General features: G+C 39.5%; 32 protein-coding genes. 16 read left to right on the forward strand and 16 right to left on the reverse strand.

The window, feature by feature from the left end; genetic code table 11:
* Positions 1–68: 68 nt before the first annotated feature.
* Positions 69–1259 carry a 1-deoxy-D-xylulose-5-phosphate reductoisomerase gene (ispC, locus tag B0183_RS03530; RefSeq protein ID WP_021112493.1) on the forward strand — a complete coding sequence of 397 codons (1191 nt, stop codon included), beginning with the start codon at positions 69–71 and terminating at the stop codon, positions 1257–1259.
* A 378-nt stretch (positions 1260–1637) separates the two neighbouring features.
* Here the strand turns inward: ispC and B0183_RS13175 are convergent, their stop codons facing one another.
* The gene (locus tag B0183_RS13175) at positions 1638–2027 is read right to left on the reverse strand and encodes a transposase-like zinc-binding domain-containing protein (protein ID WP_415578941.1); all 390 of its coding nucleotides are present in this window, start codon (positions 2025–2027) and stop codon (positions 1638–1640) included.
* Between the two features lie 205 nt (positions 2028–2232).
* Positions 2233–2874, reverse strand: coding sequence for a curli polymerization inhibitor CsgI-related protein (locus B0183_RS03545; RefSeq protein ID WP_005710704.1), 642 nt, complete (start codon positions 2872–2874; stop codon positions 2233–2235).
* Positions 2875–3025: 151 nt separating this feature from the next.
* On the opposite strand from B0183_RS03545, the gene corC reads away from it, so the two are divergent.
* From corC to B0183_RS03570, 5 genes are all read left to right on the forward strand, one after another.
* On the forward strand, positions 3026–3910 hold the full coding sequence (gene corC / locus B0183_RS03550; RefSeq protein ID WP_021119140.1) for a CNNM family magnesium/cobalt transport protein CorC: 885 nt from the start codon (positions 3026–3028) through the stop codon (positions 3908–3910).
* The gene (lnt, locus tag B0183_RS03555) at positions 3907–5445 is read left to right on the forward strand and encodes an apolipoprotein N-acyltransferase (protein ID WP_078208332.1); all 1539 of its coding nucleotides are present in this window, start codon (positions 3907–3909) and stop codon (positions 5443–5445) included. The genes corC and lnt overlap by 4 nt, the downstream gene beginning before the upstream one ends.
* Positions 5446–5566: 121 nt before the next feature.
* A complete protein-coding gene (gene rpoE, locus B0183_RS03560; RefSeq protein WP_021111596.1) occupies positions 5567–6136 on the forward strand; it encodes an RNA polymerase sigma factor RpoE in 570 nt (189 codons plus the stop codon).
* A 27-nt stretch (positions 6137–6163) separates the two neighbouring features.
* On the forward strand, positions 6164–6793 hold the full coding sequence (locus B0183_RS03565) for a sigma-E factor negative regulatory protein (RefSeq protein ID WP_021111597.1): 630 nt from the start codon (positions 6164–6166) through the stop codon (positions 6791–6793).
* 52 nt (positions 6794–6845) lie between these two features.
* A complete protein-coding gene (locus tag B0183_RS03570) occupies positions 6846–7676 on the forward strand; it encodes a CYTH domain-containing protein (RefSeq protein ID WP_021116531.1) in 831 nt (276 codons plus the stop codon).
* A gap of 599 nt (positions 7677–8275) precedes the next feature.
* Here the strand turns inward: B0183_RS03570 and pckA are convergent.
* Entirely contained in the window at positions 8276–9886 is a 1611-nt protein-coding gene (gene pckA, locus B0183_RS03580; RefSeq protein ID WP_078208333.1) for a phosphoenolpyruvate carboxykinase (ATP), read from the reverse strand.
* Positions 9887–10072: 186 nt separating this feature from the next.
* Between pckA and ftsB the strand changes: the two genes are divergently transcribed.
* The 5 genes from ftsB to B0183_RS03605 all read left to right on the forward strand — a co-directional run bounded on the left by ftsB (position 10073) and on the right by B0183_RS03605 (position 12472).
* A complete protein-coding gene (gene ftsB, locus B0183_RS03585; RefSeq protein WP_021111600.1) occupies positions 10073–10354 on the forward strand; it encodes a cell division protein FtsB in 282 nt (93 codons plus the stop codon).
* The gene (gene ispD, locus B0183_RS03590) at positions 10354–11034 is read left to right on the forward strand and encodes a 2-C-methyl-D-erythritol 4-phosphate cytidylyltransferase (protein ID WP_035491863.1); all 681 of its coding nucleotides are present in this window, start codon (positions 10354–10356) and stop codon (positions 11032–11034) included. The genes ftsB and ispD overlap by 1 nt, the downstream gene beginning before the upstream one ends.
* Before the next feature lie 4 nt (positions 11035–11038).
* The gene (gene ispF, locus B0183_RS03595; RefSeq protein ID WP_005710678.1) at positions 11039–11542 is read left to right on the forward strand and encodes a 2-C-methyl-D-erythritol 2,4-cyclodiphosphate synthase; all 504 of its coding nucleotides are present in this window, start codon (positions 11039–11041) and stop codon (positions 11540–11542) included.
* Positions 11543–11751: 209 nt separating this feature from the next.
* Entirely contained in the window at positions 11752–12186 is a 435-nt protein-coding gene (locus B0183_RS03600) for a type II toxin-antitoxin system RatA family toxin (protein ID WP_016527787.1), read from the forward strand.
* Positions 12176–12472: an RnfH family protein gene (locus B0183_RS03605; RefSeq protein ID WP_005710673.1), complete on the forward strand. Its 297-nt coding sequence runs from the start codon at positions 12176–12178 to the stop codon at positions 12470–12472. Before B0183_RS03600 ends, B0183_RS03605 begins: the two co-directional genes overlap by 11 nt.
* 186 nt (positions 12473–12658) lie before the next feature.
* On the opposite strand, the gene B0183_RS12625 is transcribed toward B0183_RS03605, so the two are convergent.
* The 10 genes from B0183_RS12625 to B0183_RS03655 all read right to left on the reverse strand — a co-directional run bounded on the left by B0183_RS12625 (position 12659) and on the right by B0183_RS03655 (position 18598).
* The gene (locus tag B0183_RS12625) at positions 12659–12946 is read right to left on the reverse strand and encodes a hypothetical protein (protein WP_234802022.1); all 288 of its coding nucleotides are present in this window, start codon (positions 12944–12946) and stop codon (positions 12659–12661) included.
* The gene (locus B0183_RS03615) at positions 12947–13102 is read right to left on the reverse strand and encodes a YoaH family protein (protein ID WP_021116533.1); all 156 of its coding nucleotides are present in this window, start codon (positions 13100–13102) and stop codon (positions 12947–12949) included.
* Between the two features lie 17 nt (positions 13103–13119).
* Positions 13120–13848 (reverse strand): tRNA pseudouridine(65) synthase TruC, encoded by a 729-nt coding sequence (truC, locus tag B0183_RS03620; protein ID WP_021112446.1) that lies wholly within the window; start codon positions 13846–13848, stop codon positions 13120–13122.
* On the reverse strand, positions 13845–14159 hold the full coding sequence (locus tag B0183_RS03625; protein ID WP_005710664.1) for a YqcC family protein: 315 nt from the start codon (positions 14157–14159) through the stop codon (positions 13845–13847). The genes truC and B0183_RS03625 overlap by 4 nt, the downstream gene beginning before the upstream one ends.
* 41 nt (positions 14160–14200) lie before the next feature.
* On the reverse strand, positions 14201–15115 hold the full coding sequence (murQ, locus tag B0183_RS03630) for an N-acetylmuramic acid 6-phosphate etherase (RefSeq protein WP_021113663.1): 915 nt from the start codon (positions 15113–15115) through the stop codon (positions 14201–14203).
* A gap of 11 nt (positions 15116–15126) precedes the next feature.
* A complete protein-coding gene (locus tag B0183_RS03635; protein WP_016527792.1) occupies positions 15127–16242 on the reverse strand; it encodes an anhydro-N-acetylmuramic acid kinase in 1116 nt (371 codons plus the stop codon).
* A gap of 153 nt (positions 16243–16395) precedes the next feature.
* Entirely contained in the window at positions 16396–16731 is a 336-nt protein-coding gene (gene bamE, locus B0183_RS03640) for an outer membrane protein assembly factor BamE (RefSeq protein ID WP_016527793.1), read from the reverse strand.
* A 60-nt stretch (positions 16732–16791) separates the two neighbouring features.
* Positions 16792–17793, reverse strand: a complete 1002-nt coding sequence (gene yejK, locus B0183_RS03645; RefSeq protein WP_035495739.1) for a nucleoid-associated protein YejK — start codon at positions 17791–17793, stop codon at positions 16792–16794.
* A 27-nt stretch (positions 17794–17820) separates the two neighbouring features.
* Entirely contained in the window at positions 17821–18321 is a 501-nt protein-coding gene (locus tag B0183_RS03650; RefSeq protein WP_021116693.1) for a hypothetical protein, read from the reverse strand.
* Complete coding sequence (locus B0183_RS03655) at positions 18311–18598, reverse strand: type II toxin-antitoxin system TacA family antitoxin (RefSeq protein WP_005710653.1); 288 nt, start codon at positions 18596–18598, stop codon at positions 18311–18313. Before B0183_RS03655 ends, B0183_RS03650 begins: the two co-directional genes overlap by 11 nt.
* Before the next feature lie 145 nt (positions 18599–18743).
* Between B0183_RS03655 and B0183_RS03660 the strand changes: the two genes are divergently transcribed.
* From B0183_RS03660 to purF, 5 genes are all read left to right on the forward strand, one after another.
* On the forward strand, positions 18744–19133 hold the full coding sequence (locus B0183_RS03660; RefSeq protein ID WP_021113660.1) for a RidA family protein: 390 nt from the start codon (positions 18744–18746) through the stop codon (positions 19131–19133).
* Between the two features lie 3 nt (positions 19134–19136).
* A complete protein-coding gene (gene pgeF / locus B0183_RS03665; RefSeq protein ID WP_021112465.1) occupies positions 19137–19874 on the forward strand; it encodes a peptidoglycan editing factor PgeF in 738 nt (245 codons plus the stop codon).
* Between the two features lie 174 nt (positions 19875–20048).
* Positions 20049–21626, forward strand: coding sequence for an FAD-binding protein (locus B0183_RS03670; RefSeq protein ID WP_035524664.1), 1578 nt, complete (start codon positions 20049–20051; stop codon positions 21624–21626).
* Between the two features lie 103 nt (positions 21627–21729).
* Positions 21730–22230, forward strand: a complete 501-nt coding sequence (locus B0183_RS03675; protein ID WP_021115009.1) for a CvpA family protein — start codon at positions 21730–21732, stop codon at positions 22228–22230.
* A 14-nt stretch (positions 22231–22244) separates the two neighbouring features.
* On the forward strand, positions 22245–23759 hold the full coding sequence (gene purF, locus B0183_RS03680) for an amidophosphoribosyltransferase (protein ID WP_044009510.1): 1515 nt from the start codon (positions 22245–22247) through the stop codon (positions 23757–23759).
* A 130-nt stretch (positions 23760–23889) separates the two neighbouring features.
* Here the strand turns inward: purF and dcd are convergent, their stop codons facing one another.
* The 3 genes from dcd to B0183_RS03695 all read right to left on the reverse strand — a co-directional run bounded on the left by dcd (position 23890) and on the right by B0183_RS03695 (position 25846).
* On the reverse strand, positions 23890–24474 hold the full coding sequence (gene dcd, locus B0183_RS03685) for a dCTP deaminase (protein WP_016527799.1): 585 nt from the start codon (positions 24472–24474) through the stop codon (positions 23890–23892).
* Between the two features lie 16 nt (positions 24475–24490).
* The gene (gene udk / locus B0183_RS03690) at positions 24491–25144 is read right to left on the reverse strand and encodes a uridine kinase (RefSeq protein ID WP_078208334.1); all 654 of its coding nucleotides are present in this window, start codon (positions 25142–25144) and stop codon (positions 24491–24493) included.
* 189 nt (positions 25145–25333) lie between these two features.
* Positions 25334–25846 (reverse strand): NlpC/P60 family protein, encoded by a 513-nt coding sequence (locus B0183_RS03695; RefSeq protein ID WP_021113656.1) that lies wholly within the window; start codon positions 25844–25846, stop codon positions 25334–25336.
* Between the last annotated feature and the right edge of the window lie 22 nt (positions 25847–25868).

Genomic DNA, 25868 nt, shown 5'->3' on the forward strand with positions numbered 1-25868 from the left:
GTGGCGTCTCTACTTTGATATAATAGAGATCAAAAACTGAATAAAATATAAAATAATGTAGGATATTTATGCAAAAATTAGTCATTTTAGGTTCAACAGGCTCTATCGGAAAAAGCACCCTTTCTGTGGTCGATAATAACCCTGAGCAGTATCAAGTTTTCGCTTTAGTTGGCGGAAAAAATGTCGAATTAATTACCGAACAATGCCAACAATATCAACCGCGTTTTGTGGCATTAGATGATGAACAGGCAGCTGCAAAATTAAAAGAAAATCTCACCGCTTTAGGATTGAAAATCGAAGTTCTCGCAGGGCAAAAAGCGATTTGCGAACTGGCTTCACACCCTGAGGTGGATATGGTGATGGCGGCAATTGTGGGCGCGGCAGGCTTATTACCGACGCTCTCAGCGGTGCAAGTAGGCAAAAAAGTCTTGCTGGCAAATAAAGAATCATTGGTCACTTGCGGACAAATTTTTATTGATGAAGCTCGCAAGTCAGGTGCTAAATTGCTCCCTGTCGATAGTGAACATAACGCCATTTTTCAATCATTGCCGCCAGAAGCACAAGAAAAAGTAGGTTTCTGCCCGCTTGCAGAACTAGGGGTAAGTAAAATTATTCTCACGGGGTCAGGCGGGCCTTTTCGTACAAAACCATTGAATGAATTTGGTCAAATCACCCCAGCTCAAGCTGTTGCACACCCTAATTGGTCTATGGGCAAAAAGATTTCTGTGGACTCAGCTACAATGATGAATAAAGGATTGGAATACATTGAAGCTCGTTGGCTCTTTAATGCCTCTGCCGACGAAATGGAGATCATCATTCACCCACAATCTATCATTCACTCAATGGTACGTTACATTGACGGTAGCGTCATTGCACAAATGGGCAATCCTGATATGCGAACCCCGATTGCTCACACAATGGCATATCCAAACCGTATCTACGCTGGCGTTGCTCCATTAGATTTCTTTAAATTAAAAGAACTCACCTTTATTGAACCTGATTTTGCTCGTTACCCTAACTTAAAATTGGCGATAGAGGCTTTTGCCGAGGGACAATATGCTACAACGGCAATGAATGCAGCAAATGAAATTGCAGTAGAGGCATTTTTAAACGATCAAATCCGTTTTACAGATATTGTCGAAGTTAATCGTCAAGTTGTCGAAAATATTGCCCCTGTTCAAGTTAAAGAAATTGCCGATGTTCTACATATTGATAAATTGGCAAGAGAGGTGGCGAAGCAGCATATTTTACAATTTTAAGAGTATTATAGGCAAAAGTGTTGGTTTTAATTATTTCCCCTAATTATTACCAACTCTTTTTATTCAAAAAACCTTTATAAACATAATGTTATATTTTCTCGTTAATCCTTTATGAACCGATAATTTCTGCCTCAGGTCTTTAAATAATCCTTCCAACCTATTTGTTGTTTTTTTCTATATTTAAGTGAGCATATTCTTCAAAGGTGAATAAATATTTCATACAGTATTTTAAACTAGCATAAGCCCCTCTTACATTATGGTGTTTATAAGGAAAATATCCTTTCTCATTGGGATATTCAGACCGTTCATTTAAAAACTCTTTATGTTTTAAATACCATTGGTGTAATCTTAAATAAAATTCATTTTTGAGGCTTTCTTTTAGCCTTTTTTACGAAGTATGTTCAATGCGAGTTTGTAATAGAAGTCTTTTTCTGTTTTGATGACACGGTGATAAACGACTTTTTTAGCTCGTGTATCCATTAAAACTAATACACCAAATTCACGACCGAAGAAGGTTACATCTGCAATAATATTTATATAAGTTTGTTGTAATAGAATAAATTCAGCTTTAGAGGACTTTTCAATATAACGTTGAATAGTTCTAATGGAACAGTGATATTTTTCGGCTAATTGTTTATAGGTTTGTTTTCCTATTGTGTAATCAGTCCAAATATCTATTGGATTTAATTTCTTTGTGAAAGAAAAAGTTTTATGACAGGACGAACAAAAGTATCTCTGAATATTATTTTTCTTTCCATACTTTTGGATATTGTGCTTAAGGCAAAAAGGACAGTTTTTTGTTCATATTTCAAAAAGTGGGCTCAAAGCCTTGTACTAGAAGGCTTTGAGCCACTTTTTACCAACACTTTTGTCTACTATGCCAAAATAAACATTAGCAACAATTTTGTCCACTTGGCATAGTTTTTGACGAATCAGCAACTATTTTGACTACTATGCCGGTTTTCTTCGTAGATTACTGTTTTTTAGCCCAATCTAAGAAACGTTTTTGTGTTTCTTTGTCTGCTTGTTGGAACCAGTATTGAAGTTGTTGTTCTGTGACATTTTCTCCTTGCACAACAATTTTCCCCTTATTAACTTTATTGGTATTATTTGCCATTGTTATTGGCATAGTTGATAATGCAAATTTTTGTACAGCAGCAACACCTTCACCAATATTGTAGTTTGCCAAGTTATTGATAATATTTGAATTAGGCATAAAACCTTCTCCTTTTAGGAAATCTTGCTTATATGTTAGCTTTTTTCCTGAAACAGTTTCAATTTTGAAACTGGGTGATTTCTTAAATTGTGCTATATCAAATTCACTATTTAAACTAGGTGCAAGGATTTTAATATCTTCAGTGCTTCCTTCAAAAGTGAGAATAATAGGTTGAGACTCAAAAAAGGCACTATCAGAACCAGACTGATAGATACTGGATATTTCTACTACAACTTGGTGTAGATTGGTATCATTTACCTGTAAATTAGTATTTCTTCTTACTTTTTGTCCATCAAAAGCAAGAAAAGTTACATTTGAAGAACCCGTGATTGTACCTGCAAATGCCGTTGTTCCAGCGATAAGAGCTGTCATTGCAAGGGCAATTTTACCTAATTTCATAACATAATCTCCTAAAAGGGTATAAGGGTAAAAAACTGCTATATCCTATGCTAAATTTGTGTAAATAGAAAGGGCGAAGTTTCAATCATTGTCGATTTTTTATTGGAATTATGATAATTTCCCCCTGCTTAACTTATAACGAGAAAATAAAATGAGTGATGAACAACATAGCGTAACTACGCAAGATAATAAGTCCTTTTTAAAGTCGCTATTTGGTGGCTTATTTCAACAAGAGCCAAAAAATCGTGAAGATTTGGTCGAAGTGATCCGTGATTCTGCTGAGAATGAGCTAATTGATACGGATACTAAAGAGATGATTGAGGGGGTAATGGAAATTTCCTCTCTGCGAGTGCGAGATATTATGATTCCTCGTCCACAAATTGTATTTATTGATGCCGATCAGCCATTAGAGGCTTGTGTTGATGTGATTATTGAATCGGCACACTCTCGCTTTCCTGTGGTACGTGGCGGTAAAGATACCATTGAAGGTATTTTGCTGGCAAAAGATCTGCTCAAATACCTACGTTCCGATTCGGAGCCATTCAATATGGCAGAAATTCTACGCCCAGCCGTGATTGTCCCTGAAAGCAAGCGGGTAGATCGTATGTTAAAAGAGTTCCGTTCCGAACGTTTTCATATGGCTATTGTAGTTGATGAATTTGGAGCGGTTTCGGGTTTGGTGACCATTGAAGATATTCTTGAGCAGATTGTTGGGGACATTGAAGATGAATTTGATGAAGAAGAAATCGAACCTATTCGTCAGCTTTCTCAACACACCTACGCTGTGTTAGCCTTAACAGATATTGAACGTTTTAATCAGCAATTTGCAATTGAATTTGATGATGAAGAAGTGGATACCGTCGGCGGCTTAGTAATGCAAGCCTTTGGGTATTTACCAAAACGAGGCGAAGAAATCGAATTAGGCGGAATGATGTTTAAAGTCACCTCTGCCGACAGTCGTCGTTTAATCCAACTGCGAGTGACTGTCAGTGATGAACAATTAGCGTTAATGCAACAAGAGAAACAAGACGAATGAGAGCTGTAAAAAAATCGTCATTTTTAACCGCTTGTGCGGTCGCCTTAGTTTCAAGCGGAATAGGAACCCTAGCTTATTCCCCTTTCGACTATTGGTTTATCATCTTCTTATCTGCAAGCGGTCTGATTTGGCTTGCTACACACAACAATAAGAAAATCGCCCTATGGGGAACATTCCTCTGGGCAGTAAGCTATTTTTGTATTGGGGTAAACTGGGTTCACGTCAGTATGATCCAGTTTGGTGGTGTACCTGAAATTGTCAGCTATATTGCTGTCCTGTTACTCTCAGCTTATCTGGCTCTCTATTTTGGCTTATTCGCTTATCTGGTACAACGGTTTAAACTGGCTAATCCTTGGCTGCTTGCAGTCATATTCACCGCTGCTGAATATCTACGGGGCGTTGTTTTTACAGGTTTCCCGTGGCTACAATTTGGTTATAGTCAAATTGACAGCCCGTTTGCAGGAATTGCACCGATTTTAGGTGTAGAGGGGTTGAGCTTTTTTGTAATCGTTATCAGTGGTTATCTTGTAGCGATCTGCCGTGATCTCGCAAAAAAAGCTTCATTTCCAACCGCTTCCTGTGCAACTTTAGTTAGTCTATTGGCCCTTGCCTTTGGTTCACAATTTATTCGTTTTGTTGAAATCGATGAACAACAACCGCCAACAACAATGGCACTGGTACAAGGTAATATCGAGCAGAAAATGAAATGGGATCCAGCCCATTTTAACTACACCGTAAGAACCTATCAGCAACTGATATTACCGTTACTTGGTAAATATCAGGTAATCGTTTTGCCTGAGTCGGCAATTCCTGCTGTAGAAGCTCAAATTGAACCTTTACTACAACAGTTACAAACCGTTGGGGCTAAAACAGGCAGTGAAATTATTATTGGTACGCTACACCAAACGCCAAAAGATATATTTAACAGTGCCACCGTACTAGGCAATCCGCAGCAACCCTACTCGCTCGAACAATCGCCTCGTTACAATAAACATCACCTTGTCCCTTTTGGCGAATATGTTCCCTTTGGCAATTTGCTAGATTGGATGAGGGAAGTCTTTGTTTTACCTATAAATTTATCGCAAGGGACATTTATCCAGTCGCCACTACAAGCGGCTAACAGAGCCTTTAATTTAGCGATTTGCTACGAAATTATCTTCACCGATCAAGTTCAGCAAAATCAAAAAGCTCACCAAGCCGATTATCTTCTCACGATTTCCAACGATGCGTGGTTTGGCACGAGTATAGGTCCTTGGCAACATTTTCAAATGGCAAGAATGCGAGCTTTAGAGCTAGGCAAACCGCTAATTCGTGCGACAAACACAGGCATTACCGCTTTTGTCGATGCCTACGGCAAAGTCACCGCCCAAGCTCCACAATTTGAAGCCACAGCCTTAACTGCCAGCGTGCCTGCAATGAAAGGGCAAACGCTGTTTGCTCAATATGGTAATAGCTTGCTGTATGTACTGTGTGTACTGTTATTACTATTAGGGGCAGTGATGAGAAAAGTGAGAGTAAATACTTTCAATTTGTAAACATTGGTCTAAATTTTAATCAATCAAACTATTTTTATGAACTTTAAAGAAATATCGCACACTAACAAGCGTGCATTCAAGAAAAATAAAAACAGCGTAGAAGTTAGGAGAACGCAAAACGATGAGTGAGCAAAGAGCCGATCAAGAATTGGTTGAGCTTGCACAAAATGGTGATAAGAAAGCGTTTAATTTACTCGTCGTGCGTTACCAAAATAGAGTAGCTGGGTTGCTTACTCGCTATATCGCAAGAGACGATATTCCAGATATTGTGCAAGAAACTTTTATTAAAGCCTATCGTTCATTAAATGCTTTCCGTGGGGAGAGTGCTTTTTATACTTGGCTTTATCGAATTGCTGTAAATACGGCAAAAAACCATTTAACCGCCTTAGGTAGACGACCACCGAAAGAAGATATTTTAGCTGAAGATGCAGAAGTTTATGATGGTGGGGTGCAGTTGCGTGAGGCTGATACACCAGAAAATTTGGTGTTGTCTGAAGAATTAAAACGTGTCGTGTTTGACACAATTGAAAACCTACCTGATGAGCTTAAAACGGCAATAACGTTGCGTGAGCTTGAAGGGCTGAGTTATGAAGAAATTGCAGAAGCAATGCAATGTCCTGTAGGTACGGTTCGTTCCCGAATTTTTAGAGCAAGGGGAGCGATTGATGCCAAAATCAATCCGCTTTTGTAGCAGAATTAAAATACTTTGGAGTTATCTATGCAACATAAAGAAACACTTTCCGCCTATATGGACGGACATAAAGAAAGCGGTGATTTCGCTGAAACTTTATGCAATAGTGCTGAGTTACAAAAAACGTGGGCGAACTACCATACTATTCGTAGCGTGATGCGAGGTGAAGAGCAGATTTTGGGTAGTGATTTCTCCGCAAAAATGGCTGCGTTGCTCGAAAATGAGGAGATTGAGGCGGTGGCTGAAGCTCAACAAAGTGAGAAACCAAGAGGTATGTTACTCAAATTGAAACGCTGGGCAACACCGTTAATGCAGGCGGGGATTGCAGCTTCTGTCTGCTTGGTAGCCGTTTGGGGTGTGAATATGATGAACAGCAGTGAGGAAGTGGCTCAAGCGGAGCAACCTGTATTGCAAACCTTGCCTTTCTCAAATTCTGTACAGCAAGTAAGCTATAATGCGCCAGCCAAAGATCAGCCGACAGCTGAACAGTTGGAGTATCAGCAACGCCGTATTAATGTGCTGTTGCAAAATCACGAGTTACAACGTCGTACTAGTGCAGGAAATGTGACTTTAACGGAAGATGAGAAACAAAAAGCACAAAACTCTTCTATTCAAGTGCCATTACAGCCACAAGCACAACCGCAAAATAATCAGTAACTTCTTATCACTCTGGGGGCGTTTTAAACGCCCCTCCATTTTTTATATACCTATGGAAAACGAAATTGAACTTAAAATAATGCTACTGCCTGAAAATATTCCGGTGTTAAAGCAGTGGATAAATGCTCAACCTATCTTAGAACAAGGAAAAGAGCTGTTAGGAAATACCTATTATGATAGCCCCGCTCTCTTTTTTGCGAACAACAAAATGGGATTACGGGTTCGTCATCAAAATCAGCAATATGAATTAACCCTTAAAATGAAAGGCGAAATTGTAGGTGGATTGCATATTCGCCCTGAATATAATCTAGCATTGCCTGATGCTAAGCCAGATTTTAAGCGGTTAGTTTCTCACTTTAATTTACCCTTTCCGCAAGCAGATTTATTAGACAGTCAATTACAGCCAACCTTTAGCACCGATTTTGTGCGAGAGAAATGGTTGATTACAACGCCGACGGCTCAAATTGAAATTGCTCTCGATCAAGGCAAAGTGAAAAATCCTTTTGGGGAAGAAGCCATTTGTGAAGTGGAGTTTGAATTAAAACAGGGAATGCTAGCGGATTTAATTGCATTTTTAGACACATTGCCTAAACAAGATGGAATGTGGTTTAGTAGCTTGAGTAAAGCCCAGCGAGGCTATTTGGTCGGACAGCCTGAGCAGATTGCAAAAGAGATCGATAAACTTACCGCTTGTGATATAGCACAATTATCAGAAAAAGCCCGTTATCAGTTAGAGCAACAGTTGGTGGACTTTTGGCGACTAACTCAATCTCCGAAATTAGCCGAAAAATTAGCGACGCTATATCCTCAGCAAGCAATGGAATATTTTACAGGGCGGGAGTACTTCAAGAGGAATTTGGAAAAGTTGAATGTTTGGATTTAAAAATGGCTATATAATTCTAATAATCTTCCTCTTATAGTAAGTAGGAGAGTAAATAATTGGCATAGTAGACAAAAAGTGTTGGTTTTAAAATTATTTTTCTAATTACCGCTAATTTTTTATTTAAAAAAAGTCATTATAAACATAATCTTATGCATTTTAGTTAATCTATTATGAACGATAATTTCTGTTTCAGTTCTTTAAATAATTTTTTAGCTATTTGTTGTTTCTATATTTAAATGAGAATGTTCGGCAGATGTACATAAATATTTCATATAATAATTTAAACTGGCATAGGCCTCTTATATTACGGTGTTTTAAGGAAAACTCTCTTTTCCATTGGCGGATATCCAGACTGTTCATCTAAAAATTCTTTCTGTTTTAAATAACAGTTATGTAATCTTAAAATAAAATTCGCTTTTGTAGTTTATTTTAGTATTTTTTGTCATGATTTTTATGTTGTAACCTGCTTGTTATTGTTTACTGTATCAGGTTTATCTATTACATCGAAATAAACCAGGGCTGAGTCAGGAAATACCATCACCAGCCCTTTTACATTCATTTTTTATAACATAGGATATTAACTCCTACGTATAAAGCAGCTATAGTTTTGGACCTGCTGCAATTAATGCTTTACCTTCATCGTTGGTTGCATATTGCTCAAAGTTTTTCACGAAACGAGCCGCTAGATCTTCCGCTTTCGCTTGCCATTGAGCTTTATCTGCATAGGTATCACGAGGGTCTAAGATCGCAGGCTCAACACCAGGTAATGCTTTTGGAATTGCTAAATTGAAGATTGGTAATGAACCCATTTCTGCTTTTTCGATAGAACCATCTAAAATCGCATCAATGATACCACGAGTATCTTTAATTGAGATACGTTTACCAGTACCGTTCCAACCTGTATTCACTAAGTATGCTTCTGCACCTGATGCTTCCATACGTTTTACTAACACTTCTGCGTATTGTGTTGGGTGTAATGATAAGAACGCTTTACCGAAACACGCTGAGAATGTTGGGGTTGGCTCAGTTACGCCACGCTCTGTACCTGCTAATTTCGCTGTGAAACCAGATAAGAAGTAGTATTTGGTTTGCTCTGAAGTTAATTTAGATACTGGTGCTAATACGCCGAATGCGTCAGCAGTTAAGAAGATTACTTTCGTTGCGTGACCTGCTTTTGATACTGGCTCAACAATGTTATCAATGTGATAAATTGGGTAAGAAACACGAGTGTTTTCTGTTTTTGAACCATCTGCGAAATCGATTGAACCATCTTCACGAACTACAACGTTTTCTAATAATGCGTCACGTTTAATCGCACGATAGATGTCAGGCTCGTTTTCTTCTGAAAGGTTAATAGTTTTCGCATAGCAACCACCTTCGTAGTTGAATACGCCATCGTCGTCCCAACCGTGTTCATCGTCACCGATTAATTTACGTTTTGGATCGGTTGATAATGTGGTTTTACCTGTACCTGATAAGCCGAAGAATACCGCTACATCGCCATCTTCACCCACGTTTGCAGAACAGTGCATTGACGCAATGCCTTTTAATGGTAACCAGTAGTTCATCAATGAGAATAAACCTTTTTTCATTTCACCGCCGTACCAAGTACCGCCGATTAATTGGATTTTCTCAGTAATGTTGAATGCTACGAAATTTTCAGAATTTAAGCCTTGCTCTTTCCAGTTCGGGTTAGTTACTTTTGAACCATTCATTACCACGAAATCTGGTGTGAAGTTCGCTAATTCCGCCTCTGATGGACGGATAAACATATTTTTTACAAAGTGTGCTTGCCACGCAACTTCTGTTACAATACGCACTGCAACACGGCTGTCTTTGTTCGCACCGCAGAATGCGTCAATAACAAATAGACGTTTATTTGATAATTGGTTGGTAACAAGTTCTTTGATACTTTGCCAAGTTGATTGGCTCATTGGTTTGTTATCGTTTTTCACTTCGTCGCTTGTCCACCAAACGGTATCTTTGGTATTTTCATCTAATACGATGAATTTATCTTTTGGTGAGCGACCTGTGAAAATCCCTGTATCAACAGCGACCGCACCTGAAGTCGTTAAACGTCCTTTTTCAAAACCTTCTAACTCAGGTTTCATCTCTTCTTCAAAGAGTTGTTCATAACTTGGGTTATAAACAATCTCTTTAACGTTTGTAATGCCTAAAAGTGCAAGTTCTTGTTCAACACGATTTAACATAAATTCACCTCATATATGATTAAAGATTAAAATTTAAAAACTGGAGAGATTATAGAGTAATTATCCAAAAAAAATGTTACATACTTCAAATTTTTGAGAATTGATAAAAAATTTTTTTGATCTAGATTATATTTTTTGTAATTCGGGGTAGAATAGTTCATCTTTTTTATTGAATGGGGTAAAAGAATGCGAGTTTTAATTGTCGTTTTAGCACTTTTATTAGGTGGTTTCCAATATGCTTTTTGGTTTGGGCAAAACGGTTGGAATGAATACCAACGGACTAAACAAGAAGTCACTCAACTGAAAGAAACTAATCAGAAACTGACCGCTCGTAATCAACTTATTCAAGCCGAAATCGAAGATTTAAAAACGGGTATCAATGCCCTTGAAGAACGAGCAAGGCTTGATCGTGAAATGGTTAAACCAGATGAAACGTTTTATCGCATCGTCCCAAGAGAGCAACGTTAATGAATAGCAAGAGAAAAATCATTGCGATCATTCCTGCTTCTGGCGTAGGTAGTCGAATGAATGTGGCTGTGCCTAAGCAGTATTTGACCTTGCTGGGTAAAACGCTGTTGGAACATACGCTACAACCTTTTCTTGAACACCCTGCGATTAGCCAAATTATTGTGGCGGTATCTAAAGAGGATCGCTATTATGGCGATATTGCTCTGCTTAAATCCGACAAAATCCAGATTGTGCTTGGGGGAGAAACACGCGCAAATTCGGTTTTTAATGCTCTCAATGCTATCACAGATGAAACCGCTTGGGCATTAGTGCACGATGCTGCTCGCCCTTGCCTTAAGCGGTCAGATTTAGACAAACTTTTGCGGATTGAAGATAATCAAGGGGCAATTTTAGCAACCCCTGCAATTGATACGATGAAACGGGCTAATGGCTCGCAGATTGCTCATACGGAAGATCGTTCAACCCTATGGCACGCCTTAACGCCACAGTTCTTTCCAGCGAAATCGCTCAAAGAGGCTTTACAATCGGCTTTTAAGCAAGGCTTAACCATCACTGACGAGGCTTCTGCGATGGAATTTGCAGGCTTCCACCCGTTATTAATTAATGGGCGTAGCGATAACCTTAAAGTCACTCGTCCTGAAGATTTAGCTCTCGCAGAATTTTATCTAACAAGAGGATAATAAGATGATTAGAATTGGACACGGTTTTGATGTTCACGCTTTTGGACAAGATCGTCCATTAATGATTTGCGGTGTTGCCGTTCCCTATCATACAGGCTTTATCGCCCACAGTGACGGTGATGTTGCTCTACACGCTTTAACCGATGCTCTGCTTGGCGCTGCTGCTCTTGGGGATATTGGTAAGCTCTTTCCTGACACGGATATGCAATACAAAAATGCTGACAGCCGTAAATTATTGATTGAAGCCTACCGCCAAGTTCAAGCAACGGGTTATGTGGTAGGGAATGTTGATGTGACAATTATCGCTCAAGCCCCGAAAATGCGACCTTATATTGACCAAATGCGTCAAGTGATCGCCGACGATCTCAACTGCGATATTTCTTGCGTCAATGTCAAAGCCACAACCACAGAAAAATTAGGCTTTACCGGACGTGGCGAAGGCATTGCTTGTGAAGCGGTGGCGTTATTAATTAAACCAGCATTATGCAGTAGTTACAGAAATATTTAATTTCTTTCGTAGCATCAGTGTTCAAACCATATTTCATAAAGAGAGTATAGTAATGCTATTCAAAACACCTTTGTTACAAAAGGCTGCTAATAACATTGAAAAATTAAGGTAGAGTTTGCTCAACAATTTTTTTTCTTTTAATTTGCTTTCCATTGGTTGATACAAAATTGTGGTAAACTATCGCCATTTTTTAGTTACTTAAAAATACTATGCCAACTGTCAATCAATCCTCTCTTGTGCCTTATAGTGCTGAACAGATGTATCGTTTAGTCAATGACTATGAAAAATATCCGCAGTTTTTATCAGGCTGTGTTGAGGCAACGACCTTAAGTTTAGGCGACAATGAACTCAATGCAGAATTAGTCATTCAAAAATTGGGGATTAGCCAACGTTTTAGCACCCATAATACGATGATACCAAATGAAAAAATCACAATGGAATTATTAAATGGGCCGTTCAAGTATTTACATGGAGCTTGGACTTTTCAGTCGTTTGATGAACAGAGTTGCAAAATCAGCCTAAATTTAGAATTTGAATTTTCAAGCCCGATGATTGGTATGGTGTTTGGCAAAATTTTCAATGAATTAACGCTCAAAATGGTGAATGCGTTTAAACAGCGAGCAAAAGAGGTGTATGGTGTCTGATACGCAAAAAATTGTGGTGGAAGTGATTTACGCTTATCCTGAAAAATATTTTTATAAGAAAATGGAATTAGACAATCCACTTTCCATTCAAAATGTGATTTTGCAATCGGGCGTATTGCAAAAACATACGGAAATTGACTTACGAGAAAATAAAGTGGGTGTTTTTAGTCGTCCTGCGAAATTAACAGATATGGTGGAAAATGGCGATCGCATTGAGATCTACCGCCCGTTAATCGCCGATCCTAAAGAGATTAGACGTAAACGAGCGGAAGAGCAGAAGAAGTAACCTATAAGGGTTATTTCACAATTTTGAATTTTTGTGTTGGGAATATTGTATCATTAATTTGTAGATCTAATGTATAGTCGCCAATTGGATCCGTGTTATCAAATTTCCAACAACGACGAATGAATTCGTTATTTACACTTTTCATTTGGCTTGTAATAGTATGCATTTTTCCATCTTTTGTTGATACTACATTATCGCCTTGCCCCCCATCATTGTAGATTTTGCTGGGCTATTAAATATTTCAGTCGTTTTATTTTGAGCAGTAAAAGGTACATTGATTACTTCCCAGCATAATTGAATTTTTTTATTACTGATAGAGTATGTTGTGCTATTTAGTGACTTGGGGACTTCCCCACTAAAGTCAATTGTAGTGAGCACCATCATAGGGGGCTCTGGGGCAATCTTTACTGTTGCAGCAAATCCCATTGTAGATGGTAGAAGCAGACTAGTTATAGTAATAAGATATTTTTTCATCTATTTTTCCTCTGATTTTTGATGGGTATCACGCAGTTGTTGAGCGGCAATCGAAATTGCTTCACCGCTACTGATACCTTGTTGCATAAGTTGTTGAATTTGTTCAACGGCCTGTTGTTGCTGTTCGTGAGTTAAACTCAGTAGAGCATTATCCATTGTGAACCTCGTTAAGTCTAATAAAATTCAGTAAAGTTCCAACCAAATTGCGTAAAAAGTGTTTTCCACTGTTCGTCAAGCGGTGCTTTTATCTCAATTTTTTGCAAGGTTTTCGGGTGAATAAATTGCAAACTATTGGAATGGAGTATTAGTCTATCACAACCTGTGTTAGTTGTTAATACTCGGTTTTGATGTAGGTCACCGTAATTGGTGTCGCCCATAATTGGGTGAAACAGATGTTTCAAATGGCGACGAAGCTGATGTTTCCTTCCTGTTTTGGGATAGAGTTGCACCAGACTATAACGTGCAGTTGCAAATTTCCCAGCGGGGTAGGGCCTTTCAGCGGTGGCGATATTTCGATAATCGGTGATCGCTTCTTGTGCCTCTTTTTCTTGAGAGAATTTATCCGCAATTTTATCGAGTTGCACTTTAAGAGGATAATCAATCCTCCCTTCCCCTTGTAGATAACCTCGAACAACGGCTAAATAGCTTTTTTGTATTTGATGTTGTTCAAAAAGTTGGCTCATAGTCCGTGCCATTTCGCTATTTAAAGCAAAAAGAAGCACGCCAGAAGTCGGTCGATCTAAACGATGGATCGGAAAAACGTGTTGCCTGATTTGATTTCGCAAGGTTTGCATTGCAAAAACTGTTTCGTGTTTATCAAGCCAACTTCGATGAACCAACATTCCTGCAGGTTTGTTTATCGCAATAAGTTCATCATCTTGATAGATAATCTCTAATTTCATTCGCTTTTCAACAAGGTTTCAAGTTTAACGAGGGGAGCGTTTAAGGCTTGGAGATAATCTAAATCTTTCAAGGCTTCTTCTAGATAAGGCGAAATAGCAAAATTGCGTGGCAATTCGGCATTGGCTTCTAATAGGGCGTGCATTCGTGGTAAGAATATCCATTGTAACCATTGGGTTGCTGAGAGTGTGCTAACACAAAAAGGTTCATCATTGGCTAAGGCTTCTGCGGAAGGCGGAGTTGCTTCCCAGAGATTATGTACTCGCAAAGCAATTTCGAGATCGGTTAGGTGTTGTTTTACTTGGGTTTTCATTGTTATTTTATATGATTAAGAATTCATTGATTATGTTCTATCTACACTATTGTGTATCGAGATATTTTTCCCTGCTGTTGACTTAACAGCTGCTCTGCCCCGTCTTTATCTAGATCTGCCAAGATCATCATAATCGCCAATTTCGCATTATTCTCAGCTAAGACTAACGTGGTTTCTGCAATTTCACGGGAGCATTCAGTCGCTTGCATAACAATCCGAATAGCACGGGCGACAAGTTTTTGATTGCTTGCCTGCACATCAACCATCAAGTTTTGATAGCATTTGCCGATTAAGATCATACTTGCCGTAGTAAGCATATTTAACACTAATTTTTGTGCTGTTCCTGATTTCATTCGGCTCGACCCTGTCAACACTTCTGCCCCAACGACGGTATCAATTACAATGTCGGCAATTTGGCTCATTGCAGAATTAGGGTTGCTGGCAATCGACACTGTCGTTGCACCAAGCTGTTTAGCGTATGCTAACGCGCCTAACACATAAGGCGTTCTGCCGCTGGCAGCAATGCCGACTAAGACATCTTTTTGGCTAAATTCGACCGCTTGCAGATCCTGTTTACCCGCTTCTTTGTTATCTTCCGCCCCTTCGATTGGATGTCGCAAGGCACGCTCGCCCCCAGCAATAATGCCTTTGACCATTTCAGGCGATACCCCGAACGTTGGCGGACATTCGGACGCATCTAGCACGCCAAGTCGTCCGCTTGTGCCAGCGCCGATATAGACTAGCCGCCCGCCTTGCTGAAAAGCTTCGACAATTTTCTCAACGGCTTGAGCAATCTGAGGCAATACTTTTTCAATTACCAGTGGCACCTGTTTATCTTCGTTGTTGATGATTTGTACAATTTCATAGGCAGAAAGTGTATCAATCTGCATACTGTTTGGATTACGCTGTTCGGTAATTAATTGCCCTAAGGTTTTTAGAAGATCTTGTTCTGCCATTTTTGTTCCTTTTATATATTGGGAAAAATTGCCCCTAAACTGACCTCCTGTGTCGCCCCTGTGACGCTAGGCAAATTCGCAGGCAGATTGTGTATCCGTTGATACGCAAGCCACGCAAACGCCGCGGCTTCCACATAATCGACATCTAAGCCATATTCCGTTGTAGTGGAGACCTGCCAATCTATTAAATGGGTTTGTAGCCGTTCCATTATCAATGGATTTTTCGCTCCGCCGCCGCATACCAATAATACGCTATGGTAAGCGTTCGGGTTTTCAATTTGCCGTAAGGCTTGCACTATGCTTTGTACGGTAAATTCAACCAGCGTTGCCTGCACATCTTCAGCGGGAAGCGGTTCAATTTGGGTTAATTTATGTTCCAACCATTCCAAGTTAAACAGCTCTCGCCCTGTGCTTTTCGGCGGTGGTAGTTGGAAAAAGGGTTCATCTAACAACAATGCAAGTAAAGCGGAATGAATTTTCCCTGTCCTTGCCCATTCGCCGTTCGCATCATACCGCTTGCCGAGATGTTTTTCGATCCAAATATCTAACAGTGTGTTGCCTGCCCCGACATCATAGCCGATAGTCTGCTGGTTAGGGTTAAGCACGGAAATATTGCTGATCCCGCCGATATTTAGCACAACGGTTAGACGTTCAGGGGAACTAAACACCGCTTGATGAAAAGCGGGAACCAGCGGCGCACCTTGTCCGCCAAAAGCCATATCCCGACGGCGAAAATCACCGACAGTAGTTATACCTGTTCTAGCCGCCAATAAATTCATATCGCCAATTTGCATTGTAAAAGGATATTGCCCTTTTGGTGAATGCCAAACGGTTTGCCCGTGACAGCCCACCGCCACAATATCATCTGCATTAAGTTGATGTTTTGCTAAAAACCACTGAATACTGTCGGCATAGAGCAAGGCTAATTGGTGATCGAGTTCGCCTAATGTTTGTAGGCTTGTTTCCCCTTTTTTGACTAACTGCGACAGCGCAACACGAAGTGTGTCGGGCATTGGGGTAAAGTCGGCAGCAATTAATTTGGGCGTTTGGCTAAAATTGACTAACGCCAAATCTACGCCATCAAGGCTCGTGCCAGACATTACGCCGAGGCAATTTTGAGAAACCATAGGTAATTATAAAAATAAAATACTGCTTTCAGCTCAATAATGGAGGATAAAAATTCATGTACTTATGTTTGAGTTCTGATAGCCAATAGACGTTAGACACGATTGTTAAATTGCTATGAGATAATACTATGTTGTTTTGCTCTAATTTTCGTATCACTGTGCAGTGGCGTTATCTAGAGCAATATTGCTCACTAAGCCTTTATTATCAAAGTAAACAAAGATAGTTCTTTGGATAGGATCTTCATAGCCTTTACGCAAAATGAACACATAATCCCAACGATCTTGAGCAAAGGAATCTCGTAGCATAGGTGTTCCAAGCAGATATTGAACCTGCTCTTTATTCATACCAACTTGCAGTTGATCGATTTTTTCTTGCTCTAAATAGTTGCCTTGCGGCACATCAATACGATAAACGACTTTTTTTACCGTAGAACAAGCTGTTACACCTAAAGCAAGTAATAATACAGCAACAAGCGATTTCATTTTCATAGCGATAACCTTCCTCTTAAAATTTTTGGCGATTATACCGAAATCGCCGATAAAATGTCATTATTTATTACGTTCTAATTGATCTCGTAAATTCGCAGGTAATCCTTTGATTGTCAAAGTATCATTTAGTTCATCCCAAATAATACGTTGGGATAATAATTCCGCATCAAAACTGATCGTCACCCCTTTTCCTGAACCTGAATATTTGGTTAACGTTTTTAACGCATTACGCACAGGCGGAATAGTTTCTTCTAAGCCATATTCTTGTTGCTCGGCAAAGTCAGCAAAATCAATCTCTTTTAAGGTTGGCATTGAAGCTGATAATTCGCTGATCGCAATTTCTTCCCCACTGTTGATTTGCCCTTTACAGTACTCAAACACCTGTTTTTTAACCGCTTGAGTTTGGTTACTATCTAACTCGCCTTGTTCACAATAATCACTCACCGCTTGAAGCAACGTTTGATTTTGCACTTGCGGATTTAACCCTTCTTCAGCCCCTAAAAAGTCCATAAAGAAGTCGGCAACTTTACGCCCAACACGCCCTTTAATAAAGGTCAAATAGCGGTTAGATTGTGCATTGTGTTTTAGTTCAGTAAGGTTGATACGGCAAGCAATATCATATTGTGTAATATCGAGATATTCCGTGCGTTTCACTTCCAGTTTATCATCAACCAACATAGACGCACGGCTATCAATTAATGTAATAAAGAGATATTCCGTCGCTAAAAAGGTATAACGGCAAAGGATAAAAGTTCCGCCTGAAGCAAAAGGATATTTGACTAATTCTGTTGCTAACATTTTGGCACAACTGTGGCTAAAAGGCAGAAATTCGCTTTCGCCTTCTAACAAGCGGTTTAATTGTTGTGCAAAAATGGATTCCGATTGAAATATGCCATAGGCTTTCGCTTTATTTTGATAGGCTTGATGTAGTTGCAACATCATCTGCTCAACTTCAGGGCTGATCGCAAGCAGATCTTCACGTAAAACCGTATGAAGCTCAGCAGTTTCCCCTGCGGTTTGTTGAAGTTGGTGTAAAACAATTTCGGTAACGTTAATGCTCATAAATTATTCTCGATTATAGGTAAAAAGTTAAAGTCCTTTGATTGTATCAAAGAGTAGAATTAAGGTTAATGGCATATTTTCCAATGGAATAGCACCATAAGATTGATACCAACGAGAAATGTCTTCATCTTTTGCTTCAATGAGAAGCCCAATTCCCCCGACTTGTTCGGCAACGATGGCACAGCGTTTGAGAGCTTTAACCAACAGCATTCCGCCAATGTCTTGTTTTTGATAGCGAATATCCACTGCAAGTCTTGCTAATGTAAAGAGCGGAATAGGGTGGTAGCCAAAACGTTTTTTGCATAGTTCGGGTAAGTGTTGCTGGTCTAATGCACTTAAGGTGATTGTATAAAATCCGATAATCTGTTGACTGTCTAAGTGTCGGCTAATGTAAGTTTTTGATGTCCCTTTTTCGTGAGATTGCCGAGCGTATTGTTTAAAAAATCGGTTCATCTCTAGATTTCCGCAATCAAAGGCTTCTCGTTGATGATGCTTCGTTAAAGGCTCTTCAATAAACTTACTCTTCATGATAGCTTTCCTTTGCTAATTTCGCCGCTTGTTGTAGTTTTGTATTAGCTTTCGGCGGATTATCAAGCAATTCCATAATCAACGAGAGATCTTGCGGTGAAAATTGCCGATTATCATACTGCTGAATAATTTCTCTGGCACTAGGCAAAATGCGTTGTAATACAAATTCTGTAATATTCGTATGGGTGAGTGCAACGGCTCTAATTAAAGTCTGTTTGTCTTCCGTACTAATGCGAATAGACATTCTATCGTTAAGGGCATTTGCAATTTGTGGCATAATAAATATCCTATTTGTACAGATTAAAGTAGTACGAATTTTAAGTGAAACAGTGGTAATCTTCAATAAAAATCACCTTTACAAACCACAAAAAAACTTTCAAACTCTCAATGTTGAATTTAATTTATTTCACTAGGAGATTTTTATGACAACTGTTATTCATACTGAAAATGCCCCAAAAGCAATCGGACCTTATGTACAAGCGGTTGATTTAGGCAATTTAGTGCTAACATCAGGGCAAATTCCGGTTAATCCAAAAACAGGCGAAGTCTCTGCGGATATTAAAGCCCAAGCTCGCCAATCCCTTGAAAATGTGAAAGCAATCATTGAACAAGCGGGTTTATCTGTGGCAGATATTGTAAAAACCACCGTATTTGTGAAAGATCTTAATGATTTTGCTACGGTAAATGCCGAATATGAAGCCTTTTTCCGTGAAAACCATCACCCAAATTTCCCTGCTCGTTCTTGTGTCGAAGTCGCACGTTTACCAAAAGATGTTGGCATTGAGATTGAAGCGATTGCGGTGAGAAAATAAGCGATGAAAAAAATTCTGCCAACTTGGTCTGTTCCTGATTTCGTTCACGCATTCACCACCACTCGAGAAGGTGGGGTAAGCCAAGCTCCCTTTGATAGCTTGAATTTGGGTGATCACGTTACTGATGATCCACAATCAGTGCAAACTAACCGTGAGATCTTGCAAGAACAAGGGAATTTGCCACATTTTCCGCTCTATTTAACGCAAACCCATAGCACAAGGGTGCTACGTCTGCCCTATGAACAAAACGACATTGAAGCAGACGCAGTTTATACCAATCAAGCAAACCAAGTCTGTTTAGTGATGACAGCGGATTGTTTACCAGTGCTTTTTTGCAGTAAAGATGGCAAAGAGATTGCGGCGGCTCACGCAGGTTGGCGTGGCTTATGCGATGGTGTGCTTGAAGCCACAGTGGCAGAATTTGAATGTGAGCCAGAGAATATTTGTGTCTGGCTTGGTCCTGCAATCGGCCCAACGGCATTTCAAGTTGGTGAAGATGTAATAGAACAATTCTGTGCCTTTGATCCACAAGCGAGAGAAGCCTTTGTAGCAGATGAATATATAAGCGGTAAGTTCCTTGGCAATCTTTACCAAATAGCTCACCAACGCTTAAATAAACTGGGGATTACGGAAATTGCAGGGGGCGATTATTGCACCTATTGCGATGCAGAACAATTTTTCTCTTACCGTAGAGACAAAGTCACAGGACGAATGGCAACGCTGATTTGGCGTAGTGAATAATTAAGACTTAAACAGTATATATCTTTTCTTTTTTACAAATTGATTCAGAGGTGTTCCGCCTAGATGAAATGGTGGTACATTACTTAAAATATATGGTGGATTTTACCTCTCTATTTTATCGTAATATATTGATTTAGTTGGTAGGGGACTTCCACATAATTCTACTGTATTTAAATGAAACAAACTTATATTTATTTACAAACCGATCTTCTTATTGTCGGTGGTGGTATTGCAGGGCTTGCGTGCTGTGCTGAAGCTAAGGCTCAGGGTATTCAAGCGACATTAATTACCAAAGCCCCTATCGGCAGTGGTGCAAGTTTTTTTCCGTTAAAAGCAACACTTGGTATTCAAGTAACTGGAGAGCAACAGGATAAAGCACGCTTTCAAGAAGATATTGAGCGTGTTGCACAGGGAATGAATAACCCGAAAATTGTGCAAGCCTATATTGAAGATTCGCCACAGGCGATTGAGCTATTAGAACGTATTGGCTTTAAACCTTGGAAACGGAATGACAATCGCCCCGCTTGCTTTGCGAAATATCCACGCCCGATTTATTTGATTAATCAGTGGCGAGAAGCAACGGAAAGAGCAAGGCAGATTATCAAAGAACAGGGGACGACGGTCTATGAAGATGCAACGCTGTTACATATTGTCAGCGATAATCAGCAAGTTCAAGGAGCGTTGTTTGCCTATAAAACAAGCGGTGAGATCCGCTATGTGTTTTGCAAAACCAGTCAAATTATTTTGGCAACAGGGGGAATTGCAGGGTTGTATAAAGATAACCTCTATCCAGCCGATGTGATTGGTTCAACCCACGCCATTGCTGAACGAGCAGGGGCAAGGCTGACTAACTTAGAATTTATTCAATTTATCCCTGCTTTTGTTGAACCTAAATACAAAGTGCTGTTTGGAGAGCATACCTTAAAATATGTCAGTAAAGTGACTGACAGCCAAGGGCGAGATCTGTTTCCACACCTTTCACCACAGCAGTTTCAACAGATGATGACCGCTCGCAGTGATTATGCCCCTTTTAGCATTGATTTCCCCTGCGTTGAGTTTGATTTGGTGATGATGAAGCACTTGCTCGAACACCCAGAAGAAAAAGGCATCTATCTGCACTATTCCCCTGAGCTGTATCAAGATCAAACGGAATTTTACACCGTGTATTTAAGCTGGTTAGAGAAAGAAGTCGGGATTAACCTTGTACGAGATAGAGTGGCGATTACCCCATTTGCTCACAGTTGTAATGGTGGTATTGTAATTGATGAATTTGCCGAAAGTGAGGTGAAAGGGCTTTTTGCGGTGGGCGAAGTTTCTTCTTGTATTGAAGGGGCGAACCGTTTAGGTGGCAATTCTGTCGGAGGTAGTTTGGTTTTTGCTAAACGAGCAATCCAACGGATTTTGCAAAATTTAGCGGAAAACCGACCGCTTTCCAACGATATAGCGTGTGAACGTAACATTGAGCAGTTTTTCCAGTCGTTAGCAAATCCAAAGGGTGATAAAATGCTGACGGCAAGTGAGGTGTTAAGCACCATTCGCTCTCAGATGGCGACATATGCTAATGTTTATCGAACAGAAGCGAATTTGCTTCAATTATTGAACTGCTTGACGCAGTTAGAGCAACGTTATTGCCCTCTTGAATATCAAGCCTATCAAGGTATTGAAATTTACCACGCTCTCAAAGCCGCACAAAGTGTGGTAAAGGCGATGCTGAGTAGGAAAGTGAGTTTAGGGGCCCATTATATTGTTTGATGTATGCTATTTTTTCAATAAGTGTTGAAAAATGGACTACGCAAACGTTTTCTTTTTTTGTAGAATAGTTTCCGTTTTGCCGAAAGGCAATATTGAGGTATTTATGGTTGATGCGATTATTATCGGAATTATCGTTTTTTCTTTATTAGTCAGTGTATGGCGAGGCTTTGTTAGTGAAGTCTTTGCGCTTGTGGGGTGGATAGCAGCTTTTTTGGTTTCTAGCCATTTTTATCCTTATTTAAGTAATTACTTATTACAAATCAACTCTGTCTATATCCAAAATTCCGAATATTTGCGTAATGGTATTGCGATTGCGATTTTATTTATTGCCGTACTCATCATCAGTGCGGTGATTAACGCACTACTCAGCCAACTTGTTGATAAAACAGGTTTAAGTGGTACAGACCGTGTACTTGGTGCTGGTTTTGGTATATTAAGAGGCATTTTTATTGTCGCAGCGATACTCTTTTTCCTTGATACCTTTACGGCATTTAGCCAAAGCGAATTATGGAAGGAATCACAACTTATTCCACACTTTGATTTCATTGTGAAGTGGTTCTTTGAACAGTTACAAGCAAATTCCAGTTTTTTAAAATCTAGCTAATTTAAGAGGTAATTATGTGCGGCATTGTTGGGATTATCGGTCAAACCCCTGTAAATCAGGCGTTATATGACGGACTTACGTTATTACAACATAGGGGGCAAGATGCGGCAGGGATTGTCACTATTGACGATGAAAACCGCTTCCGCCTGCGTAAAGCAAATGGCTTAGTCAGTGATGTGTTTCGTCAAGAACATATGTTACGTTTGCAGGGAAATGTTGGTATAGGACACGTCCGTTATCCAACTGCAGGTAGCTCAAGTGTATCCGAAGCACAACCGTTTTATGTAAATTCCCCTTATGGTTTAACCCTAGTACATAACGGCAATCTCACCAACAATGCAGAGTTAAAACGCCTACTGTTCAACCTAGCCAAACGCCACGTTAATACAAACTCAGATTCAGAATCTTTACTCAATATATTTGCTTACTATCTCGATCAATATCCACACGAACTCCTAACGCCTGAAAATATTTTTGAAAGCGTTCGCAAAACTAACCAAGTGATTCGTGGGGCTTATGCTTGTTTATCAATGATTATCGGACACGGAATGGTGGCATTTCGCGATCCACTCGGTATCCGACCGCTTGTACTTGGCAAACGAGAAATTGACGGCAAAACAGAATATATGTTCGCATCAGAAAGTGTTGCACTTGATGTTGTAGGCTTTGAATATGTTCGAGATATACAAGCAGGCGAAGCCATTTATATTACCTTTGATGGACAATTCTACTCAGCAATTTGTGCCGATAATCCGAAATTAAACCCTTGTATCTTTGAATATGTCTATTTCGCACGTCCAGATTCTGTTATTGATGGCGTATCTGTTTACTCAGCAAGAGTACATATGGGGAAATTCTTAGGCGAAAAAATTGCGAAAGAGTGGACAGATATTCTGGCGGATATTGATGTGGTTATCCCGATTCCTGAAACTTCTACCGATATTGCCTTACAAATTGCAACAGTACTGAAAAAAACTTATCGCCAAGGGTTTGTGAAAAATCGCTACGTTGCTCGAACCTTTATTATGCCAGGGCAGGCACAACGAAAAAATTCAGTCCGTCGCAAGTTGAATGCCATTGCCTCTGAATTTAAAGGAAAAAATGTATTACTTGTTGATGATTCAATTGTTCGTGGCACTACCTCAGAGCAGATTGTTGAAATGGCTCGACAAGCGGGGGCAAATAAAGTCTATTTTGCCTCAGCTGCCCCTGAAGTACGTTATCCAAATGTATATGGTATTGATATGCCAACCTGTGAAGAACTGGTTGCTTATAATCGTAGCGTGGAACAAGTTGCTGAAATGATTGGTGTAGATCGCCTGATTTTCCAAGACTTATCGGCGCTCTTTAAGTCTGTTCAGTTAGAAAATCCAGATATTCACAACTTTGACGCTTCTGTTTTCACTGGGGAATATATAACAGGCGATGTGAGTTGCGAATACTTAAATGCGATAGCTCAAGCGCGCAATGATAAAGCCAAAACCGCCCAAGCGAAGCAGGCAGGTAATTTGGAAATTCATAATGAATAATCAAGAATGAGGCATAGCAGACAAAAGTGTTGGTTTTAATTATTTCCCCTAATTATTAGGCGGCATAGTAGACAAAATGCCTTTAGTATTTGACGACTAAAGGCATTTTTCGTAGGGAAGTTAATTATGATTATTCATCTTTATCGATTCGGCTAAACACCGCACTTTGCTGATTTTTATATTTTGCATCTTTACGAGCATTATATGGATGTTCTGCGTAACCACTTAAAATTTCAAAGCTCAATGCACCAATTGCCATATTAGGACGTAATGCAAGCGGTAACTTTCCCGCATTAAAAAACTCAAGTACGATTTTGCCTTCCCAACCTGGATCGATACGATGGGCAGTAACGTGTACCATTAACCCAAGTCGAGCCAAAGAAGAACGACCATCAAGCCAGCCGACTATGTTGGCAGGTAGTTTCACTGATTCAAGCGTTGTTGCTAAAGCCAGTTCCCCAGGGTGTAGGAAAAAGGCTTCATCATCGGCAATCAGGATTTCATCACTCATTACACGATTAAGCTGTGCCGTCATTTCTTCACGTGGGCCGCTTAAATCAATATAAGGCGTTGAATGTTCACGAAACACACGGAAAGAATTACCTAAACGGACATCAATCGTCGCTCCACTGATTTTTTCATTTGATGGGCAAGGCGTTAGGCTGATAATCCCTTCATCAAGATAACGTTCAATATCTTTGTCACATAAACGCATAATTCCCCCTAATATATTAACTATGTCCTAATAGCTGTTTAATTTGTGCTTTCAAGATATTAATCGCAATACGGTTTTTACCACCTTTTGGAATAATAATATCCGCATACTGTTTAGATGGTTCAACAAATTGTAAGAACATCGGGCGAACCGTTTTACGATACTGATTTACGATAGATTCCATTGTTCTGCCACGCTCCTCCATATCACGCTGTAAACGACGGATAAAACAGATATCTAAAGGGGCATCAACGAAAATAGACACATTAATTTCATCACGAATTTTTTCATCAGTAAGTAATAAAATACCTTCAAGAATGATGATTTTTTTAGGAGTGAAGTGGGTTACGGTTTTTTTGCGATTATGTTCTGCATAATCATATTCTGGAATATCAACAGTTTGCCCTTGTTTGAGGCTTTTAAGATGGGTAACTAACAGTTCGTGACCCATTGAGTTTGGGTGGTCGTAATTGGTTTTTACCCGTTCTTCCATTGCAAGATGGCTTTGATCTCGGTAATAAGCGTCTTCAGAAATAATACCAATATCATCTTGCCCCAATTCCGCTTGCAATTCTTTGTAAATAGTCGAAGCAATAAGACTTTTACCAGAAGCTGAAGCCCCTGCAATTGCAATAACAATACAAGATTCGTTTTGAGTGGTGTTTGACATAATTAAATCCTTGAGCACACAACTGGAGAATTTAGGGAATTATATCGCAAAATCCGTAATCTTTTGAAGATAATTACCGAATTTTGGAGCCTGTACTAATTTTAGTAGTATTCATGCTTCATCTCAGTTCAGTATTCATTTAAACAAATTTGTATAGTAAACATGAATTACATCTAATTAAATGTAGGTTTACAATCTTCTTGCTTGCCAAAAACTTCTAGACCAATAAGGTGAATTAAGATCTGAATAAATTACGCCGCCTTTTGTAGATGCGTGAAGAAACTGCCCATTTTTGACGTAAATGCCAACATGTCTGCCATTTGGCCCACGACCAGTTTTAAAAAAGACAAGATCACCCGTACGTAATTCACTCTTTGAGATTTGTATGCCTGCTTTTGCTTGATCTACTGTTATTCGAGGTAAATCAATACCAAATAACTCTCGGAAAGTAAGTTGCACAAAACCAGAGCAATCAATACCGCTTTTTGTTATACCGCCTAGACGGTAGCGTGTACCTTCCCACTCTCTTTGATGTTCGCTTAAACTGCTAATCACAAAAATGGAGTCTGAAAGCTGCCCTTTATGTTTATTTCCGCTTTTATCTTGAACCGTAGTGATTTTTGATACACAAGCGGACAATAAAAATGCACAAAACAGCATTGTGCATAAAGAAAAATGCTTTTTTATTAACTGAGAAAACATTGCGATCCTTAAAAATATTCTG

It is taken from the genome of Glaesserella parasuis, assembly GCF_002015085.1.
Classification (GTDB): domain Bacteria; phylum Pseudomonadota; class Gammaproteobacteria; order Enterobacterales; family Pasteurellaceae; genus Glaesserella; species Glaesserella parasuis.